Source organism: Flagellimonas olearia, assembly GCF_004150225.1.
Lineage (GTDB): Bacteria > Bacteroidota > Bacteroidia > Flavobacteriales > Flavobacteriaceae > Flagellimonas > Flagellimonas olearia.
This window is the reverse complement of the sequence record NZ_ML142910.1, coordinates 47,529-67,538: the sequence shown is the minus strand read 5'-3', so window position 1 is coordinate 67,538 and position 20,010 is coordinate 47,529. Positions and strand designations below refer to the sequence as shown.

The 20,010-nt window shown below is 42.9% G+C and carries 19 protein-coding genes; 9 read left to right on the top strand and 10 right to left on the bottom strand.

Annotated elements, in window-relative coordinates:
- Positions 1-110 precede the first annotated feature (110 nt).
- The 4 genes from DN53_RS10880 to DN53_RS10865 all read left to right on the top strand — a co-directional run bounded on the left by DN53_RS10880 (position 111) and on the right by DN53_RS10865 (position 7,328).
- Positions 111-1,646 carry an IPT/TIG domain-containing protein gene (locus DN53_RS10880; RefSeq protein WP_129654317.1) on the top strand — a complete coding sequence of 512 codons (1,536 nt, stop codon included), beginning with the start codon at positions 111-113 and terminating at the stop codon, positions 1,644-1,646.
- Between the two features lie 156 nt (positions 1,647-1,802).
- Positions 1,803-3,671, top strand: a complete 1,869-nt coding sequence (locus DN53_RS10875; RefSeq protein ID WP_129654316.1) for a DNA topoisomerase IV subunit B — start codon at positions 1,803-1,805, stop codon at positions 3,669-3,671.
- Positions 3,672-3,687: 16 nt separating this feature from the next.
- Positions 3,688-6,303 (top strand): DNA gyrase/topoisomerase IV subunit A, encoded by a 2,616-nt coding sequence (locus DN53_RS10870; protein ID WP_129654315.1) that lies wholly within the window; start codon positions 3,688-3,690, stop codon positions 6,301-6,303.
- A gap of 68 nt (positions 6,304-6,371) precedes the next feature.
- Positions 6,372-7,328, top strand: coding sequence for a sterol desaturase family protein (locus DN53_RS10865; protein WP_129654314.1), 957 nt, complete (start codon positions 6,372-6,374; stop codon positions 7,326-7,328).
- 3 nt (positions 7,329-7,331) lie between these two features.
- On the opposite strand, the gene DN53_RS10860 is transcribed toward DN53_RS10865, so the two are convergent.
- Genes DN53_RS10860 through DN53_RS10850 form a run of 3 tightly spaced genes read right to left on the bottom strand, consistent with a single transcriptional unit; the run spans position 7,332 to position 8,949 of the window.
- The gene (locus tag DN53_RS10860; protein WP_129654313.1) at positions 7,332-8,141 is read right to left on the bottom strand and encodes a TerC family protein; all 810 of its coding nucleotides are present in this window, start codon (positions 8,139-8,141) and stop codon (positions 7,332-7,334) included.
- A 2-nt stretch (positions 8,142-8,143) separates the two neighbouring features.
- Positions 8,144-8,521, bottom strand: coding sequence for a DNA topoisomerase IV (locus tag DN53_RS10855; protein ID WP_129654312.1), 378 nt, complete (start codon positions 8,519-8,521; stop codon positions 8,144-8,146).
- Positions 8,522-8,553: 32 nt separating this feature from the next.
- Positions 8,554-8,949, bottom strand: a complete 396-nt coding sequence (locus tag DN53_RS10850) for a helix-turn-helix domain-containing protein (protein ID WP_242502120.1) — start codon at positions 8,947-8,949, stop codon at positions 8,554-8,556.
- Positions 8,950-9,230: 281 nt separating this feature from the next.
- On the opposite strand from DN53_RS10850, the gene DN53_RS10845 reads away from it, so the two are divergent.
- The 3 genes from DN53_RS10845 to DN53_RS10835 all read left to right on the top strand — a co-directional run bounded on the left by DN53_RS10845 (position 9,231) and on the right by DN53_RS10835 (position 11,446).
- Positions 9,231-10,331: a M14 family metallopeptidase gene (locus DN53_RS10845; protein ID WP_129654311.1), complete on the top strand. Its 1,101-nt coding sequence runs from the start codon at positions 9,231-9,233 to the stop codon at positions 10,329-10,331.
- A 100-nt stretch (positions 10,332-10,431) separates the two neighbouring features.
- Positions 10,432-10,911: an Lrp/AsnC family transcriptional regulator gene (locus DN53_RS10840; RefSeq protein WP_116218835.1), complete on the top strand. Its 480-nt coding sequence runs from the start codon at positions 10,432-10,434 to the stop codon at positions 10,909-10,911.
- 19 nt (positions 10,912-10,930) lie between these two features.
- Positions 10,931-11,446: a DinB family protein gene (locus DN53_RS10835; protein ID WP_129654310.1), complete on the top strand. Its 516-nt coding sequence runs from the start codon at positions 10,931-10,933 to the stop codon at positions 11,444-11,446.
- A gap of 9 nt (positions 11,447-11,455) precedes the next feature.
- On the opposite strand, the gene DN53_RS10830 is transcribed toward DN53_RS10835, so the two are convergent.
- Together DN53_RS10830 and aroB are read right to left on the bottom strand one after the other, a co-directional pair.
- Positions 11,456-11,788 (bottom strand): hypothetical protein, encoded by a 333-nt coding sequence (locus DN53_RS10830; protein WP_129654309.1) that lies wholly within the window; start codon positions 11,786-11,788, stop codon positions 11,456-11,458.
- 92 nt (positions 11,789-11,880) lie between these two features.
- Positions 11,881-12,936 (bottom strand): 3-dehydroquinate synthase, encoded by a 1,056-nt coding sequence (gene aroB, locus DN53_RS10825; protein WP_129654308.1) that lies wholly within the window; start codon positions 12,934-12,936, stop codon positions 11,881-11,883.
- Between the two features lie 91 nt (positions 12,937-13,027).
- On the opposite strand from aroB, the gene DN53_RS10820 reads away from it, so the two are divergent.
- Positions 13,028-14,200: a proline dehydrogenase family protein gene (locus DN53_RS10820; RefSeq protein WP_129654307.1), complete on the top strand. Its 1,173-nt coding sequence runs from the start codon at positions 13,028-13,030 to the stop codon at positions 14,198-14,200.
- Here the strand turns inward: DN53_RS10820 and DN53_RS10815 are convergent.
- The 5 genes from DN53_RS10815 to porX form a co-directional block, all read right to left on the bottom strand.
- On the bottom strand, positions 14,197-14,571 hold the full coding sequence (locus tag DN53_RS10815) for a DUF4258 domain-containing protein (protein ID WP_129654306.1): 375 nt from the start codon (positions 14,569-14,571) through the stop codon (positions 14,197-14,199). The genes DN53_RS10820 and DN53_RS10815 overlap by 4 nt on opposite strands.
- Positions 14,572-14,576: 5 nt before the next feature.
- Positions 14,577-15,776, bottom strand: coding sequence for an alanine dehydrogenase (locus DN53_RS10810; protein WP_129654305.1), 1,200 nt, complete (start codon positions 15,774-15,776; stop codon positions 14,577-14,579).
- Positions 15,777-15,819: 43 nt separating this feature from the next.
- The gene (locus DN53_RS10805) at positions 15,820-16,362 is read right to left on the bottom strand and encodes a hypothetical protein (protein WP_129654304.1); all 543 of its coding nucleotides are present in this window, start codon (positions 16,360-16,362) and stop codon (positions 15,820-15,822) included.
- Between the two features lie 404 nt (positions 16,363-16,766).
- Entirely contained in the window at positions 16,767-17,183 is a 417-nt protein-coding gene (gene tsaE / locus DN53_RS10800) for a tRNA (adenosine(37)-N6)-threonylcarbamoyltransferase complex ATPase subunit type 1 TsaE (protein WP_129654303.1), read from the bottom strand.
- Between the two features lie 7 nt (positions 17,184-17,190).
- Positions 17,191-18,735 (bottom strand): T9SS response regulator signal transducer PorX, encoded by a 1,545-nt coding sequence (gene porX, locus DN53_RS10795; RefSeq protein ID WP_129654302.1) that lies wholly within the window; start codon positions 18,733-18,735, stop codon positions 17,191-17,193.
- 36 nt (positions 18,736-18,771) lie between these two features.
- On the opposite strand from porX, the gene DN53_RS10790 reads away from it, so the two are divergent.
- Entirely contained in the window at positions 18,772-19,998 is a 1,227-nt protein-coding gene (locus tag DN53_RS10790; RefSeq protein WP_129654301.1) for an HD domain-containing protein, read from the top strand.
- Positions 19,999-20,010 lie beyond the last annotated feature (12 nt).

The following is a 20,010-nucleotide window of genomic DNA, read 5'->3' as shown; positions in this document are numbered from 1 at the left end:
ACCAGTATTCGTCAATTCATATGGGCCATCGATAAATTGATGGCCCTTTTTTTGTTCCGAAGTATCGACTTTAGGGTCTTGTATAATAGTAACCCAATAAAATTTTGATTATGAAAAAAGTGATACTCATCGGACTGTCCATTTTGGCTTTGCCCCTTAGCACTTCTTGCGGTAAGGATGATGGTCCAACCCCGGAACCACAACCTAAAGCTGTGGAAATCACCGGTTTTTCCCCAGCATCTGGGGAGGTAGATACAGAAGTGACCATAAATGGGAAGAACTTCAGCACTACCATGACAGAAAACGTCATAACCTTTAACGAAACCACCGCCACTGTAAAAAGTGCAACGGCCTCAACACTCAAGGTAGATGTCCCCTCCGGGGCCACCACAGGAAAAATCAAAGTTACTGTGGGAAGCAGTTCGGCCACAAGCGCAACGGATTTTGAGGTACTGGAATCAACACCTGCTCTTACCATTGGAGGGTTTACCCCTACAAAAGGAGAATGGGGCACCGAAGTTACCATAACTGGCTCAGGGTTCAGCCTTACAAAAGATGAGAATGAAGTAAGTTTCAATGGTACCCTAGCTGAGATTTCCAGCGTAACAGCCAATCAATTGGTTGTACTGGTTCCCAATGAAGCAACTTCAGGGGTCATCTCTTTATCTGTAAATGGGCAGGCAGTCCAAAGCAACAATGATTTTGATGTATATACGGTTGCCAACTGGACCAAGCTTGATACTTCCTATCCAACTAACCACAGGGCTCATGGGGTTAGCTTTGTCATTGATGGGATTATCTACTCAGGTCTTGGTCAGACCTCGGACGAATTAAAAGAGCAAGAAATTTGGGCCTATGATGCAAATCTGAACACCTGGGAACAAAAAATGGATTTCCCGGTACAGGAAAGGTTGACATCATCTGCTGTTTTTGTACTTAACGGCAAAGCCTACGTTGTTGGTGGAGCCTATGTGAACAACGGGGATTCGTCCGAGGTATGGGCTTTTGATCCCAACTCTGGCGATTCAGGTACATGGACACTGATGGATACACCGTTTCCTGGTTCTGGAAAGGTTGGTGGAACTGGCTTTAGCATTGGAGAAAAAGGATATGTTGCAGGCGGAGGATATGATACAGGTGAAGGGTCTGAACTAGTAAATGAAGTTTGGGAATACAATCTATCCGATGATAGTTGGACCCAGAAAAACAACTTTACCGGCCCTACCTTTCATAGAGGGTTGGCTATGGTTTTGGGAAGCAAAAGCTACGTACATCTAAGCAGGACCGGAACAGACGGAAATGGTTCTTCAGATTGGTGGGAATATGATCCAGCAAGTGATGTTTGGTCCAAACGAGCAGATATACCCGGAAAAAGAACCGGAGCCTTTGGCTTTTCAATCAATGGTAGGGCATATTTAGGTTTTGGTAGTTATTATGATCAAAATACTAATACCTATTATCAGGATTTTATGGAATATGACCCTGAAACTGATTCATGGAGCACTTTGGTCAGTCCGTCGTACACCAGCTTAGTTCTTGCAGAAGGGAACGGCTTGGAACAAACGGGTATTTTGGGGCTTGGCATAACAGATGAAAATGGTCCATCAGACGATTTTTGGAGGTTTACTCCCTCAACTAAACTTTAAACCATTTTAAAAAATGAATTGTGGAGTCGGTCTATTTTGGATCGACTCTTTTTATTTCATCTCCCATATCAACACCTCTTGTTGATTACTTTCTGCAACACATTCTTTTATTTTTGCCCCTAAATTTTATATTAGCAAGGATTAACCCCTTTACACATGGCAGAAACCCAGTATACAGAAGACAATATCCGTTCACTGGATTGGAAAGAGCATATTCGTATGCGCCCCGGGATGTACATTGGTAAGTTGGGCGATGGTTCCTCTGCGGACGATGGTATTTACATCCTCCTCAAAGAGGTGATCGACAACTGTATTGATGAGTTTGTCATGGGGGCTGGGAAAACCATCGAGATCAACATCAAGGAGAATACCGTGCATGTTAGGGATTATGGCCGTGGCATTCCCTTGGGGAAAGTAGTGGATGTGGTCTCCAAAATGAACACAGGTGGTAAGTACGATACCCGTGCCTTTAAAAAATCCGTGGGATTAAATGGGGTAGGGACTAAGGCGGTAAATGCGCTGTCCGCTTATTTTAGGGTGGAGTCCAACCGGGACGGCCAATCCAAATCCGCAGAATTCGAGGCAGGAAACCTGACCAATGAGGAGCTTTTGGAAGAAAGTTCAAGACGTAGGGGGACCAAGGTAAGTTTTGTTCCGGACGAAACCATCTTTAAAAAATACAAATACCGTAATGAGTATGTGGAACGCATGCTCAAAAACTACGTATACCTAAATCCTGGGCTCACCATTGTCTTTAACGGGGAAAAGTACCATTCGGAAAACGGATTGAAGGACCTGTTGGAGGACAATAACAACGAGGAAGATTTTCTATATCCCATCATCCACCTAAAAGGTGATGATATTGAGGTGGCCATGACACATAGCAGGACCCAATACAGTGAAGAATATCACTCCTTCGTTAATGGGCAGCACACCACTCAGGGGGGAACACACCAAGCAGCGTTCCGGGAAGCCGTGGTCAAGACCATTCGGGATTTTTACGGAAAGAATTACGATGCCTCAGATGTAAGGAAATCAATCATTTCCGCTATCTCCATTAAAGTAATGGAGCCCGTTTTTGAGAGCCAGACCAAGACCAAATTGGGCTCTACGGACATGGGAGGGGATTTGCCCACCGTGCGTACCTACATCAACGATTTTCTGGGAACACAGTTGGACAATTACTTGCACAAAAATCCGCAAACTGCTGAAGCCCTACAACGTAAGATTGTTCAGGCAGAGAAGGAGCGCAAGGAACTTTCGGGTATCCGAAAACTGGCAAGGGAACGCGCCAAAAAGGCCAGCCTACACAACAAAAAACTTAGGGATTGCCGTGTACACCTCCAAGACATGAAAAAAGACCGGAGATTGGAGAGCACCCTTTTTATCACCGAGGGAGATTCAGCCTCAGGTTCCATTACCAAGTCCAGGGATGTTAATACCCAAGCCGTTTTTAGTCTTCGCGGAAAGCCTTTGAACTCTTACGGCATGTCCAAAAAGATTGTCTATGAGAATGAGGAGTTCAATCTACTTCAAGCAGCACTGAACATTGAGGAGTCCATGGAAGATTTGCGGTATAACAATATTGTCATCGCTACGGATGCCGATGTGGATGGGATGCACATCCGGTTGTTGCTGATTACCTTTTTCCTGCAATTCTTTCCGGAACTGATCAAGGAAAATCATTTGTATATCCTGCAAACCCCACTTTTTAGGGTTCGGAATAAAAAAGAGACCATTTATTGCTATAGTGAGGAGGAGAGACGAAATGCCATTGAAAAATTGAGCGGGAAGCCAGAAATTACCCGATTTAAGGGATTAGGTGAAATCTCCCCAGATGAGTTCAAGCATTTTATTGGGGATGATATACGATTGGAACCTGTGATGTTGGACAAGACCATGAGCATAGACAATCTTTTGCAGTTTTACATGGGGAAAAACACCCCGGACCGTCAAGAATTTATTATAAATAACCTTAAAGTCGAACTCGACTTGATAGAAGAAAACCAACTACAAACCAAATAAATACACATCCTTCTAGATGGAAGAGAACGAAGAACTGAATGAGGAAGGTTTAGAGAGCCAAGACAGTCTGGTCAAGGTAACCGGAATGTACAAGGATTGGTTCTTGGATTATGCTTCGTACGTAATCTTGGAACGTGCTGTCCCCGCCATTGAAGACGGTTTCAAACCGGTACAGCGCAGGATTATGCATGCCCTCAAGGAATTGGACGACGGCCGTTACAACAAAGTGGCCAATGTGGTAGGACATACCATGCAGTACCACCCCCACGGTGATGCCAGTATCGCGGATGCCATGGTTCAAATTGGCCAAAAAGACCTGCTCATTGACACCCAGGGAAACTGGGGAAATATCTTGACCGGGGATGGGGCCGCAGCATCACGATATATAGAGGCCAGGCTTTCCAAGTTTGCCCTTGAGGTAATCTATAGCCCTAAAATCACGGAATGGCAATTGTCCTATGATGGCCGAAAGAAGGAACCGGTGCACTTGCCCGTCAAATTTCCGTTGTTATTGGCCCAAGGGGCGGAAGGAATCGCCGTAGGTCTTTCCACAAAAATATTGCCCCACAACTTTAACGAGCTTATAGACGCCTCTATAAAACATTTAAAAGGACAGCGTTTCACCCTGTATCCAGATTTTCCCACAGGTGGAATCATAGATGTGGCCAATTACAACGAAGGCCTGCGTGGCGGAAAGGTTAGGGTAAGGGCCAAAATTTCGGCACTGGACAAGAACACCTTGGTCATCACCGAAATACCGTACGGCACCAACACCTCCTCTTTAATTGATTCCATTTTGAAGGCCAATGACAAAGGGAAAATAAAGATTAAGAAAATAGAGGACAACACCGCCGCCGAAGTGGAAATTTTGGTGCATTTGCCCAATGGTATTTCTCCAGATAAGACCATTGATGCACTTTATGCATTTACTGCTTGCGAATCATCCATATCTCCTTTGGGCTGTATCATTGAAGACAACAAGCCTTTATTTATAGGGGTCAAGGAAATGCTGGAGCGTTCCACCGAGAATACCGTGGAATTGTTGAAGTCCGAGCTGGAAATTCAATTGGGAGAACTGGAGGAACAATGGCACTTTGCTTCCTTGGAGCGTATTTTTATTGAAAACCGAATCTATCGGGATATTGAAGAGGAAGAAACCTGGGAAGGCGTGATTGCCGCTATCGATAAAGGCCTGAAGCCTTTCACTACAAACCTGAAAAGGGAAGTGACTGAAGAGGACATTGTGCGTTTGACCGAGATTCGAATCAAACGTATTTCCAAGTTTGATTTGGAAAAAGCCCAACAACTTATTGATAGTCTGGATGAGCGTATTGCGCAAACAAAGCACCATTTGGAACATTTGGTGGAATATGCCATAGACTATTTCAAGGAGCTTAAGAAGAAATATGGCAGCGGTCGTGAGCGACAGTCCGAAATTAAAGTATTTGATGATATTGAGGCTACCAAAGTGGTGATCCGCAATACCAAACTCTACGTAAACAGAGAGGAAGGCTTTATTGGGACATCGCTGAAGCGCGACGAATATGTTACGGATTGCAGCGACATTGACGACATCATCGTTTTTACCCAAAAAGGAGAAATGATGGTCACCAAGGTAGACTCCAAGGTTTTTGTGGGTAAGAACATTATCCATGTTGCGGTATTCAAGAAAAAAGACAAGCGCACCACCTACAATATGATCTACAAGGATGGCAAAGGCGGGGCCAGCTATATCAAACGATTTAATGTCACCAGCATTACTCGGGACAAGATTTACCCGCTGTCCGGCGATAAAGCCTCCGCAGAAGTACTTTACTTTTCTGCCAATCCCAATGGGGAGGCCGAGGTGATCACCGTATTGTTGCGGCAATCGGGCAGTATCAAGAAACTCAAATGGGACTTGGATTTTGCCGATGTTCTCATCAAAGGTCGAGCATCCAAAGGAAATTTGGTCACCAAATACAGCGTTAAGCGTATTGAACTGAAGGAGAAGGGAGTTTCCACCCTAAAACCCAGAAAGATTTGGTTCGATGAAGTGGTAAGTCGACTCAATGTGGATGGCAGGGGAGAACTGCTGGGCGATTTTAGGGGAGATGATTTATTATTGGTAATAGATCAAAAAGGAACGGTTCGGACCATTCAGCCTGATTTATCCACCCACTTTAACGAGGATATGATCGTATTGGAGAAATGGAACCCCAAAAAACCCATTTCCGTGGTCCACTATGAAGGTGAAAAAGAGCGCTATTATCTTAAGCGTTTTCTAGTTGAGAATCCAAATAAGGAAGAACTGGTGATTTCCGAACACCCAAAATCCTTTATGGAACTGGCCACGACAGATTGGAGACCCATGATGGAGGTTGAATTTGTGAAGCCACGCGGCAAAGACCCCAAACCCAATCTTGAAGTGAACGTGGAAGACTTTATTTCTGTAAAGGGCATCAAAGCCATCGGGAACCAGCTCACTGCGGAAAAAGTCAAGAACATCAACCTTTTGGAACCCCTGGTTTTTGAGGAACCTGAAGAACCCAAAGCAGAAGATATGGAAGTGGTGGACGAGGAAAATGTAGATACCAATGAAAGTGATATCGAGCCTAAAAAAGATAGTTCCGACCAAACTTCTTTGTTTTGATTTATATTCTACCTATATTCTCACCTGAACAGTAATATGCACTCCTAACCTCATAGCTAATACATTTTATGGATTTTACCAACCCGCTGGTTTACGGCGTACCAGTTTTTATTGCCTTTATTTTATTCGAACTCACGTATAGTAAGACCCATGGGGACGACCATCTTTATAACTGGAAGGATTTAGCTGCAAGCGGTTTTATGGGAATCGGTTCCGCAATCTTGGGTCCATTTTTCAAAGTGGTTTTTGCCATTGTTCTTTTTAATGCCACCTATGAGTTCTTCAATCCTATGGAAAATGGCACAAGACAAAATATTCTGGGTTATGCGTCTTTTGGATATGCATGGTATGTTTGGATAATTTGCCAATTGGCTGATGATTTTACCTATTATTGGTTTCACAGGGCCAATCACGAAATCCGTATTTTATGGGCAGCACATATTGTGCACCATTCTTCCGATAATTTTAATTTGGGAACGGCTGTTCGCAATGGTTGGTTTACCATTTTGTACAAACCCTTGTTCTACATGTGGATGCCGGCCATAGGATTTCCACCTGAAATGGTCGTGGTTTGTTTGGGCATTGAAGCATTATGGCAGTTTCAGTTACACTCTGTGTACATTCCCAAACTGGGCTTTTTGGAGAAATTCCTCAACACCCACACCATGCACCAAGTACACCATGCGCAAAACGTGGAGTATCTGGACAAAAACCATGGAGGCTTCCTAAATATTTTTGATAAAGTTTTTGGGACGTGGAAGGAATTGGATGATGACATCGATGTAAAATACGGTGTAATACATTCCCCAAACTCCTTTAACCCGGTTGTGATACTTACCCATGAATTCAAGGACATTTGGAACGATGTAAAGAAAGTGGACAAGCTATCCCACAAACTGATGTACATTTTTGGCCCTCCTGGCTGGAGCCATGATGGAAGCACCCTTACCGTAAAACAGCAGCAAAAGTTGTTCGAGGAACATAAGGAAGCGCATCCTGAGTTGGCGTATCAACGCCCAAATTAACCTTTACTCAACAGCTTCTGCTTCAGGATTCTTGTTTTTCTGCATCCTGAGGTTCAAAAACTCCACCATTAAGGAGAATGCGATCGCGAAGTACAAATACCCTTTGGGTATGGCACCTACCTCATTTCCAAATACCACAAGGTGGGATAAATGGGCCGCTTCAGCAATCAGCATGAATCCAATAAGAATCAAGAAAGATAGCCCCAACACCTGTATGGATGGGTGCCGGTTGACAAATTCCCCTACCGGACTGGCAAACAGCATCATGATTACCACAGAAATGACCACCGCTGTGATCATAAGAATCAAGGCATCGGTTGGGTTGGGAGAGATGCCGTTGGTCATCCCTATTGCCGTTAATATGGAATCAAATGAAAATACAATATTGATCACGGTTATCTGAACAATGGCATTCATCAAAGAAGACGACCGCGACTTTTCCACCTCACGCTCATCGTGCCCACGATCTTCAACTTTCTCATGGATCTCCTTGGTACTCTTGTACAGCAAGAACAATCCACCAGAAAAGAGAATGACCGCCTGCCAGCTTATCCCACCGGTAATCCAGGATTCATCCAAAAGCATGAAGGGTTTTTTCATCTTGGTGAGCCATGTAATCCCGAACAACAATATGATTCTCATGACCATGGCCAGTACCAGACCGATATTGGTGGCTTTTTTTCGGTCTTTCTTCTCCAATTTGCCAGCAGCAATGGAAATGAAGATAATATTGTCGATTCCTAGGACAATTTCCAAAAAGGTCAAGGTAATCAATGCCATCCAGGCATCCGGGCTGGTAAAAATTTCAAACATGGTCAGTTTATTTTGTGGGCGGTCCCTCTAAATCTTCGTTTATCCCCAACAGCGTTATACTCAAAGGTATACGAAGAATCGGAAGTTGTCAATATTTTAATATGGATTGATTTTTCCTCTGCTTTGCTCTTCGGGTTCTTGTTTTTCAGGATGTACTCGCAATCATTGATCCAGCGAACGGACGAAGTATCCCTTTTTCCGTCATAAAAATCCACTTCAGTGTCCAATGTCCTATGGAACGTGGTTTTCTTTTCCTCCCCATCAATCACTGTGGTAAACGTGAATTCACCTGTTTTAAAGTCTGTGCAATTGCGTTGGGGCGGCTGCCCACATGCCCAAAAAAGTAAAATGAGCACTCCTGAGAAGAAATAGTTTACCATAGTTACAAAGTAACGGAAAGAACTAAAGCGGGTCAATCCTTTTTTGCTTGAAAGGACTCAAAACTGCCGTCGGCATAAAAAACAATCACTTTTGTGGGTTGGAGGGTGTCTTTGTCCTGCGCAATGGAGTTGAATTCTGTTTCGGCTTGATCAGATTTCGTTTTTCCCGGAACAGCAATCTCTTTTTTGATTTCCCCTTCTTTTATAGATGACGGAAATTCCCCGACCCCTTTCAATAACCAGTACAGGTTTACTTCGGGGTAGGTGTCCACCAACTTCATTACAAAATCCAGACTGGGTTTGTTTCGTCCATTCAACAAATGGGAAACACTGGAACGCTGCACGCCAATTTCGTCCGCAAAGGCAGAAACCGTTAGACCATAGTGGTCCATGATGGTTTGTATTCGCGGAATTACATCTTTATTCACAATTGTAAATTTGTTATTTTAAAGCTAGTGAAAATCATAGGAACCAGAAAGGATATTTTATAAACCAGATTATAGAATCAAAAGAAAAGGATTAAATAGTTAACCATAAACTACTGTTTTTGAAATAATTAATTGTATTTGCGAAAATTCAGATTACAATTGTATTCAAACATCAAAAGTATCCGCCATATCTATTCACAAATGTATCTAAAATAGTGTCGATTAATTTACATTTGTAAACTTTGTGTGGGTTATTTTTGTGACTCATTTATAATGCAACTATGACTGATCACTCCCTATATAAAGAGCGTAGCGTACAAAACCGATACATTACTTTAGAGACGTTGGAGACCTGCCTTAAAAAAAGACCTGCAGCCTCTTCAAAGATTTTGGGCAAGTCTGTGCAGGGAGAACCATTATACGCATTCACATTGGGGAAAGGGGAAACCCGAATCTTGATGTGGTCACAAATGCATGGAAACGAATCCACCACCACCAAGGCGGTTTGGGACATGGTAAATTATCTGGAGTCCAGCGAGGGGTTGGCCATTTTAGAGATCTGCACCTTAATGATTGTGCCAATGTTGAACCCTGATGGCGCCAAAGCTTATACAAGGGTCAACGCGAATGAAGTGGACCTGAACCGGGACGCGCAAGAACTCACCCAACCCGAAAGCCAAGCACTGAGGGATTTGTTCGAAAAATTCAAGCCTGATTACTGCTTTAACCTGCATGACCAGCGCACACTGTTTTCCGTGGGGCAATCAGCAAACGTGGCCACGGTATCTTTTTTATCCCCTGCCAGCAATCAAGAGAGAGAGGTTACCCCAAGTAGGGAGGTGGCCATGAAATTGATTGTGGCCATGAATGAAACCTTGCAGAGAATGATTCCCGAACAAGTAGGACGATATGATGATGGCTTCAACGCCAATTGTGTTGGGGACACCTTTCAAATGCTCAATGTGCCCACTATATTGTTTGAGGCAGGGCATTCCCCAAAGGATTATATGCGAGAAAACACCCGAGAGTATATTTTCCATGCCTTGATAAAGGCCTTGACCACTATTTCAAAAGGGGAAATAGAAAATTACTCCACATCGGATTATTTCAAAATTCCGGAGAATGGGAAACTATTCTATGACATTTTGGTGCATGACCCGCAGGTTTTGAATCCAGATTTGGCCCCAGGAATTTCGCTTGGGATACGTTTCAAGGAGGTCTTGGATGGAAACAGGATTTTGTTCAAACCGGAGCTGGGAGATATGGGTAAACTAGATGGATTCTATGGACATGAGACCGTTAACTGTTTAAATCAAAAGGATTTGGAGCTACTGTCTGGACGCGATGAAATTTTGGATTTTATCAAAAATGTTGGGAAATAGACAAGGAACTTTCTTTGCTTCTTGCATTTTATTTAAAAAAGAACCATTTTTATTACGTTAATTTCTTTATTTAACTAATTTTGCTGAAAAATTCAATATAATGACCAAAGTAAAACTAGACGAAATCGACCATCAGATATTGGATATGCTGATCGATAATACACGTACACCCTTTACCGATATTGCCAAAAAGCTTTTGATATCTGCTGGTACGGTACACGTTAGGGTGAAAAAAATGGAAGAATCCGGAATCATAAAAGGTTCCTCCCTTACTTTGGATTATGTCAAGCTGGGATATTCCTTCATTGCCTACGTAGGGATTTTTCTTGAAAAGACCCACCAGACCAAGTTTGTATTGGAGCGTCTTAACCAGATTCCGTATGTGACCGTGGCCCATATTACCACAGGAAAATTCAATATTTTCTGTAAGATCAGGGCCAAGGATACCACCCACGCCAAGAACATCATTTTTAAAATTGATGATATTGACGGCATCAGTAGAACAGAGACCATGATCTCGTTGGAAGAAAGTATCAACGATAAGAAACGTTTGATGCATACCATCTTCAACGAGCTGTAACCGGTTTAACATTTGGGCCATGCGAAGTTCAGAGTTACCTTCTTCTGAATACAATCCCTTTTACCATACCTATATCCTTGCTTTGGACAATGTGGGTCTCATGGAAGAATTGAACCATGGGAAAAAACTGTTTTTGTCCTTGTTGGATGACATCCCCAAAGAAAAACTTGGATATGCCTATGCCGAGGAGAAATGGACCTTGGCGGAAGTATTGTTGCACATCATTGATGCCGAAAGAGTTTTTCAGTACCGAGCCTTGCGATTTGCCCGAAATGATAAAACTCCATTGCCCGGTTTTGATCAGGACGATTATGTGCCCCACTCAAACGCCGCAAAGCGAACGGTAGAGGATTTAAGGGAAGAGTATGTGGCCGTGCGACAATCCACCATTTTATTGTTCAACTCCTTTGATGATGAAGCGTTGCAAAGATTGGGTGTTTCCAGTGGATCACCCTTGAGTGTCAGGGCCACCGGATTTATCATTAGTGGACATCAGGCGCATCATCTGAAAATTATCCGGGAGCGATATCTGTAACGTAAAAGTCTAGTATAGGCTGTCGTTTTCGTAATCCCCGTCGGAATCCGGTTCAAAATCAGCTTCGTTAAGGGAACTCTCATCGGTTTCCAAGACTTCTTCCTTGCCCAATTCTCTTTCAATGTTTTCTTCAAAGTTGGAAATGAAATTGGAAAGGCTCTTGCTGATTTTCACCAGATATATGGTGTCCTCAGTTCTTACCTCTACAGCTTCAATGACCTCGCCGTTTGTTTTTTTCAAGGAAATAATGTCGTCATCGCCATACCCATAAGGGTAGGAATCAATCAAAACAGCGGCCACCTTGTGGTCCAGCTTTTTGTAGTCAATGAGTATACGTTTCATAATGGATAGGTTTAATGCTATCCTAAACTATGAATTTTTAAAACCCATAAAACCAAAGAGTTGTGAACGGAATTATTTAGTATATGAAGTGATTATTCCTTGTAGTAAGCGAACGCTTTATAAAAGAGTTCCCCGGGTACTTTAACATCCGTAACGGCATCACCAATGGATTGGAGCAGCACAAAATTGATATCGCCATGGGAGTTCTTCTTGTCGTATTTGAGAAGCTTAAGGATGGCTTTAATATCGTCATCATCCAATTCAACGGGCTCAAAGTGCTGTGAGAATGTCTCTTTGATTTCTTGAACGGACAGTCTGGACAGGCCTTTCAATTCGTGGGAAAGGTAGCCTTCCAATATCATTCCTGCCGCAATGGCCTCACCATGAAGAAGGGTTTTCTTGTTGGGGTTCTCCAAACAATATGATTCTATGGCATGGCCCAAGGTATGACCAAAATTCAGGATTTTCCGAAGGCCTTGTTCTGTGGGATCCTGCAGGACCACATCATTCTTTAGGGCAATGGATCGCTGTATGCTCTTGGCATCGGTAAAATTGCCCTGCGTCTTGAGCTCGTCCCAGTATGGCGCATCTTTAATAAGTCCATGTTTCAGCATTTCGGCGTAGCCGCTGACCACTTGTCGGGGATCCAAGGTTTTTAAAAACTCAGTGAACACCAGTACCATTTGAGGCTGATTGATCACTCCAATTTGGTTTTTCAAGGCTCCAAGATCAACACCCGTTTTACCTCCTATGGAAGCGTCTACCATAGAAAGTAGGGTAGTGGGGATGTTGATAAAGTCGATTCCTCTTTTAAAGGTTGAGGCCACGAATCCTCCCAAATCGGTGATTACACCACCCCCCAAGTTGATCAATAGACTTTTTCGGTCGCCATCATGGCCGGACAATTTTTCCCAGATCTCCAAACAAGTCTGTATGTGCTTGTTTTCTTCTCCAGATTGAATTTCAAAAATGGAATCGATAGGGTGGTCCAGTATCTTTTTGAAGACAGGCAAACAATGCATTTTGGTGTTTTCATCCACCAAAAGAAATACCTTGGAATAGTTTTTCTTGGCAATATGCTGTCTTAGAGCAGCTTCTGCAAGCTCTCCTAAATGAACCTCGTACGATTGTGATTTAATGGATTCCATAATTCAAATTACACCGCTAAATAAAGATTATTTTTATTGATAATCTTCTAGATTGGCGACTTATATTTGGATCTTTAAAAGATTGCCAATAATGCGACCTAATTTTGAGAATACCGCAATAGCTTTCGAGCTAAAATCGGACTCCCAACTGGAGAGGGCTTATTTTTTATTCAGAATGATTGCCAACGAACCTTTGGTTCGGATTGGCTCTGCGGTGACCAATTTTGCCCTCAAGGCACATCTCCCGGTGGAAGGACTTATCAGGGCCACCGTTTTTGACCATTTTTGTGGAGGGGTCAATGAAAAGGACTGCCTGTCCGTAATTGACAATATGTACAGTAAAGGAGTGCATTCCATTTTGGATTATTCCGCCGAAGGCAAAGAAGTGGACAACCAGTTCGATTTTGCTGTGCAAAAGACCTTGGAAATCCTGGATTTTGTCAAGGAGAAAGACGCTATGCCTTTTGCCGTATTCAAACCAACAGGGTTTGGTCGTTTTAAGTTGTACGAGAAAAAAAGTGCCGGACAGCCATTGGATGAAAAGGAGACCGCGGAATGGGGTAGAATTGTAGATCGCTACGAAAAAGTCTGTAAAAAAGCCCATGCCTTAGGAGTTGCTTTGTTGATTGATGCCGAAGAAAGCTGGATGCAGGATGCCGCAGATGATCTAGCGTTGGACATGATGCGAAAATACAATAAGGAAAGTACCATCGTGTACAATACTTTCCAGATGTACCGCTGGGACCGAATGGACTATTTGAAAAAACTAAATGCCTTGGCCAAAGAAGAAGGTTTCAAGGTAGGGGCAAAAGTGGTTCGGGGTGCTTACATGGAAAAGGAAAATGACAGGGCCCACGAAAAAGGCTATGAAAGCCCCATTTGTAAATCCAAACAAGAAACAGACGAAAACTTTGATGCCGCCATCACTTTTGGCATGCAGCATTTGGACCGAATCACTTTATTTGCCGGGACCCATAATGAGAAAAGCTGCTTAATGCTGGTAGACTTAATGGAACAACACCAATTGGAACCTTCGAATACCAATATTTGGTTTGGGCAACTGTTTGGAATGAGTGACCATATTACCTACAACTTGGCCCAAGAGGGATACAATGTGGTAAAATATGTGCCTTATGGCCCCGTAAAGGATGTAATGCCCTATTTGATACGAAGGGCAGAGGAAAACACCTCAGTGGCCGGCCAAACCTCTAGAGAACTGGCATTGTTGCAAAAAGAACGAAAACGTAGAAAACTGGATTCCTAAAGGGCTTTTTCAATAGTTTTAATGACTACCTGTTCCGAGCAATTTTCAGCTTGCATCTGGTAGTCCTCACCATTTACTTCATGGAAAATAATATAAACCTTGCAAGGTTCTGCTTCGGTATCACTTTTTCCAAAATCCACATCACCATCGGTTAAAAAAGATGTGATCAATACCGTATCCTTGAACTGTTCAGGTAGATTTTCATCAAAGACCAAGGATTTGGACCGCATATCCTTAAGGACCCTGCAATTGGGGAAGTAACAAAACTCCAATCCTTCTTCCCCAGATTTTTTCTTTAAAAAGAAAACCAAAAAAACTATACCAATGGACAGCCCTACCAGGTACCATCCCAAACGCTGTAAAAAAGCCATTCGCCTTAAAAAATCAGAAAGTTAATATCACTATAGTTGAGTCCAAACCAGTCCCCAACCGATTTATTGGTCAAAATACCATGGTACATATAGAGCCCGTTTCGCAAACCTTTATCAAAATGCAGGGAATGTTCCAGTCCTCCATCTTCACCTATTTTGAGCAAATACGGTGTAAAGATATTACTTATTGAGATGGAAGAAGTCCTGGGGTAACGGGATGGAATATTGGGAACCCCATAGTGGATCACCCCAAACTTTTCCATAGTGGGTTTGTTGTGGCTCGTAATTTCGGAAGTTTCAAAACAGCCTCCCATATCAATGCTCACATCAATGATAACGGCACCTTTTTTCATGTTCTCCACCATGGAACTGGACACCACAACGGGGGAGCGGTTCTTTCCACGGGTTGCCCCAATGGCCACATCACAGCGTTTTAGGGCCTTGATAAGGTTTTTGGGTTGTATGGTAGAGGTGTATACCGTGCGGTTAAGATTGGTCTGCAGGGTTCGTAATTTTGTAATGGAATTGTCAAATACCTTAATGTTTGCACCCAATCCCAATGCGGACCTTGCGGCAAATTCACCTACTGTGCCCGCTCCAATGATGACTACTTCCACCGGGGGAACACCACTGATGCTTCCCAACATCAATCCATTGCCCTTGCTGGTCGCCGCCATCAGCTCCGAGGCAATCAAGATGGAGGAAATCCCTGCAATTTCACTCAATGAGCGTACGGCTGGGTAATTTCCGTCTTCGTCCCTAATATACTCGAATGCAATGGCCGTGAGTCGCTTTTTGGCCATGGCTTCAAAATATTCCTTACGCTGCGTTTTAATCTGCAATGCGGAAATCACAATGGTTTGGGGATTCAAAAGATCTATTTCCGACAGCGAGGGAGGCTCTACCTTGAGAATGATGGGACAAGAGAAAACTTTCTTGGTGTCCCGGGTTATTTCGGCCCCTGCATTGGTGTAATCGATATCGGTGAAATTGGAGGCTTCCCCGGCACCGGATTCCAATAAAACACGGTGGCCGTTAGCGGTAAGGGCATTCACGGCATCTGGGGTAAGACAGACACGTTTCTCTTGATACTGGTTCTCCTTTGGGATACCTATAAAGAGTTCACCCTTTTGTTTTAGCACTTCCAAGGTTTCTTCTTGGGGTAGGAGCTGTTGTTTGCTAAAGGGGGAGGATGGCTGGTTCATATATTGTAAATCTGAGTGTCATGCCATAGGCATTAAAACAAATTTACATTTTTTTTGAAAGGGTCTTCTGGCGTTGTTCCAGTTTCTCCCTTTCCTTTCGAAGTTCTTCTTTTTCCTTCAGTATGCGCAACTCGGCATCCATGGCATCCAAATCAATACCATGTACGTGTTTATCCACCAATTTCACCCTAATAAAGTATACTATGGGCGTTACCACCATGGTCACGGCCACCACATACATTACTTCGTTCTCATCAACAATATTGGAGTCAAAGGTGAGTACGGCAAACAGCTGGAAGCTGTACATGGAAATTGGAATAAGAATGGCATAATACCACCAATTCTTACAGGTCACGAACCATACCACCAGAAGCAATAAGGGCACAATTTTGTTGAAATAATAATAAAAAGCCTCCCCAACATCATCAAATCCATTGGCGCCAAACTCAATGCCCAAAAATGACCATGTTTCTGCACCTTCCGGCATGTATTTGTACCAGTAGAACAAGATGGGGGATACTGCGATCAGAAAGGCAAAAGCACCTTCCATGATCAGTTTCTTACGGATACTTTTTTTGTCACTCATCACTCATGATAACATAAAAAAGCTGATTTTATTGCAAAAAAAATGGCCCTATCATAAAATAGGACCATTTGTACTTCAGTTAAGATCGGAAAAAAATTACAGCTTTCTAATCTTAGACTTCTCGATACTAGTAGTTTGACTTTTGTCCAAATCTACTGTCGCAACCGCAACAGTCATAGCCAAAAAGGCAACACCTAGTAATCCAAAAAAAACTTTTTTAGTGTTCATCGTAAAAGAGTTTTTGGTTAATAAATGAATTCATCTACAGGACAAATGTAGGAAAATATTTCAACTCTACCTACGCTTCATCGATAAAATTGGCATTTTAACGTAAAAAAAATACACTTTATCGATTCATCGATGTCCTGCACAATAAACTGGTTTGAATATAGGAGGATTGGGCGTTAACAAACATTTAACTCGACTGAACGCGTATTTTCATCGATTAAATGCAGGAAAATGGGTACAGCATTGTCCGGAAGTAGGGAAGCAATTTTTTCGGGCCATTCAATGAAGACCCATACGCTTGGGTCCAAATAATCTTCAAAGCCCATACCCAAGGCTTCGCTCTCCTCGTTCAATCGATAAAAATCGAAATGATGGGCCAAAACCTTGCCTTGAACATCATGGTATTCGTTCACCAAACCAAAAGTTGGGCTACTGCCTGTGTCCACAGCTCCCAATTCTTTAAGCATGGCCTTCACAAGGGTGGTTTTTCCAGCTCCCATTTCGCCATAAAAACATAGTATTTTGTCCGGGGCGGCTTGCAGTACTTTTTGCGCTGCCAATTGAATCTCATCTAGGCTGAATGTAATCTTCAAGTCGGTATTATTTAGCGTCCAAAACTACAAAAGGAACAATCATTTCTTCCAAGGAGACCCCTCCATGTTGATAGGTATTTCTGTAATAACTTACATAATGGTTGAAATTGTTGGGGTAGGCAAAGAACAAATCGTTCTTGGCAAAGATATAGCTACTGCTCAAATTAATATTGGGCAAATGGATGTCCTGAGGCTTTTTTGAAGCCAATACATCCTTATCCTCATAAGTGAGGCTTTTTCCGGTCTTGTAGCGCAGATTAAGGCTGGTATCCCTGTCTCCGATCACTTTTGAAGGCTGCTTTACGTTGATGGTGCCATGGTCAGTGGTCAAAATCAGCTTCATACCCAGGCCTTGAGCCTGTTGGATAATCTCCAACAAGGGTGAATTCTTGAACCAACTGAGGGTAAGGGACCTGTAGGCCTTGTCATTGGACGCCAACTCTTTTACCACCTCCATTTCCGTTTTGGAGTGGGAGAGCATGTCCACAAAATTGTAGACCACCACGGTTAGGTCGTTGTCTTTTTGTGTCTTGAAATTTTGGGCCAACTGTTTCCCTTGTTTCAGGTTATTTATTTTATGGTACTCCCATTTTAGGTTTAGGCCCAAACGTTTTAATTGGGCTCCCAAAAAATCTGCTTCGAAAAGGTTCTTACCGCCTTCGTCCGTATCATTTTTCCACCAATTGGGATACTGCTTCTCCATGTCCAAGGGCATCAGGCCCGAAAAAATGGCATTCCGTGCATACTGCGTGGCCGTTGGTAAAATGCTGTAATAGGCAGATTCCTGTTTCTTTTTATAGTGGACAGCCAATGTTTCCTCAAAAGCCAACCATTGATCGTACCGAAGGTTGTCTATGACCACCAACAGGGTTTTGTTTCCTTCCAGTTCTGGTTGGATCTTATTCCTGAAAAGGGTATGCGACATAATGGGAGCATCCCCGTCCTGAAACCAACTCCGATAATTCTTGTCCACAAACTTTCCGAATTGTGAATTGGCCTCGGCCTTTTGTGATTCCAATATCTCAAACATCCCGGAATCCTCGATCTGTTCCAACTGAAGCTCCCAATAAATTAGTTTTTTATAGAGCTCCACCCATTCTTCAAACGAATTGATAGTGGACAGGTCCATTGCGATCTTTCTAAACTCTTGCTGATAATTTGCGGTGGTTTTCTCAGAGATCAACCGCGAGTTGTCCAAACTTTTTTTGAGGGACAGCAATATTTGGTTGGGATTTACCGGTTTGATGAGATAATCGGCAATTTTGGACCCAATGGCTTCATCCATGATATATTCCTCCTCACTCTTGGTGATCATTACCACAGGGATGGAAGCATCGTACTTCTTTATTTCATTCAAGGTCTCCAGACCGGATAGGCCGGGCATGTTCTCATCCAGGAACACGATGTCGAAAAAGGAATTTTTAAGCTCTTCAAGGGCATCTTGCCCACTTTGACTGGTAACTACTTTATAATTTTTGCCTTCCAGGAATAAAATGTGAGGTTTTAATAGATCGATCTCATCATCGACCCAAAGAATTGTTATCTTGTTCATATAGTAGTTATCTTTGTGGGATTAAAACAAAAATCCTTGGTAAAAACCAATAAGCTTAACGTTTTCAACGACCCAATTTACGGTTTTATTGGAACTCCAAACGAACTAATTTTTCAGTTGATCGCGCATCCTTACTTTCAAAGGCTGCGTAGGATTTCGCAAATGGGTATGTCCTTTTTGGTCTACCCTGGGGCACATCATACCCGATTTCACCATGCACTGGGTAGTATGCATCTTATGGATAGGGCTATTCAGGTCCTAAGGTTGAAAGGGGTGGATATCAATGAGAAAGAAGAGACCGGGCTGTTATGCGCCATTCTGTTGCATGATATTGGCCACGGCCCATTTTCACATGCCTTGGAAGGTTTTGTAGTGAAAGACCAAAGCCACGAAAAACTGTCCTTGCTGTTCATGGAAGAACTCAACCAGGAGTTCAATGGGGCTTTGGACACTGCCATAGCCATTTTTAAAAGGGATTATCCCAAGCCTTTCATGAATGAATTGGTATCAAGTCAATTGGACATGGACCGGTTGGACTACTTAAAGAGAGATAGTTTCTATGCCGGGGTTACGGAAGGGAATATCAATTCGGAACGGCTTATCTCCATGCTCAACGTGGTGGACGGAAGTTTAGTGTTGGAAGAAAAAGGGATTTACGCCGTGGAAAAGTTTTTAATGGCCCGAAGATTTATGTATTGGCAGGTGTATCTGCATAAAACAGGCTTGGTGGCAGAGCAGTTGTTGGTGCGCATCATGCAACGCGCCCGGGAGCTTTTGATCAAAGGAAGCCACTTGTCCGGTAGTGAGGCCCTCCTCTTCTTTTTGGGAGAGAACGAGCCCATGGAATTTAACCGTGAGGCATTGGCAAAGTTTGCCCAATTGGATGATGTGGACATTTTTGGGGCCATAAAATCATGGCAGTTCCATGAAGATTTTGTGCTTTCCAAAATGTGTGGCATGGTGCTCAATAGAAAATTGTTGCATATCAAAATAAAAAAACGCCCAGCCAACCCAGAAAAAATGCAATTAAAATTGGAAGAAGTCGTCCAGAAATACGATCTTTCAGAAGAAGACGCCTCCAACTTTGTTTTTCAGGGAGAAATTTCGAACAAGGCCTATAACAGTAATGGACAGGCCATACGCATTCTTAAAAAGAATGGAAGAATAACCGATGTGCTCAAAGAATCTGACCAACTCAGCCTTAAGGCACTTTCCAAGACCGTGACCAAATATTATAGCTGCTACCCTAAGGAAGCTGTTTAACAAATTTTGTTA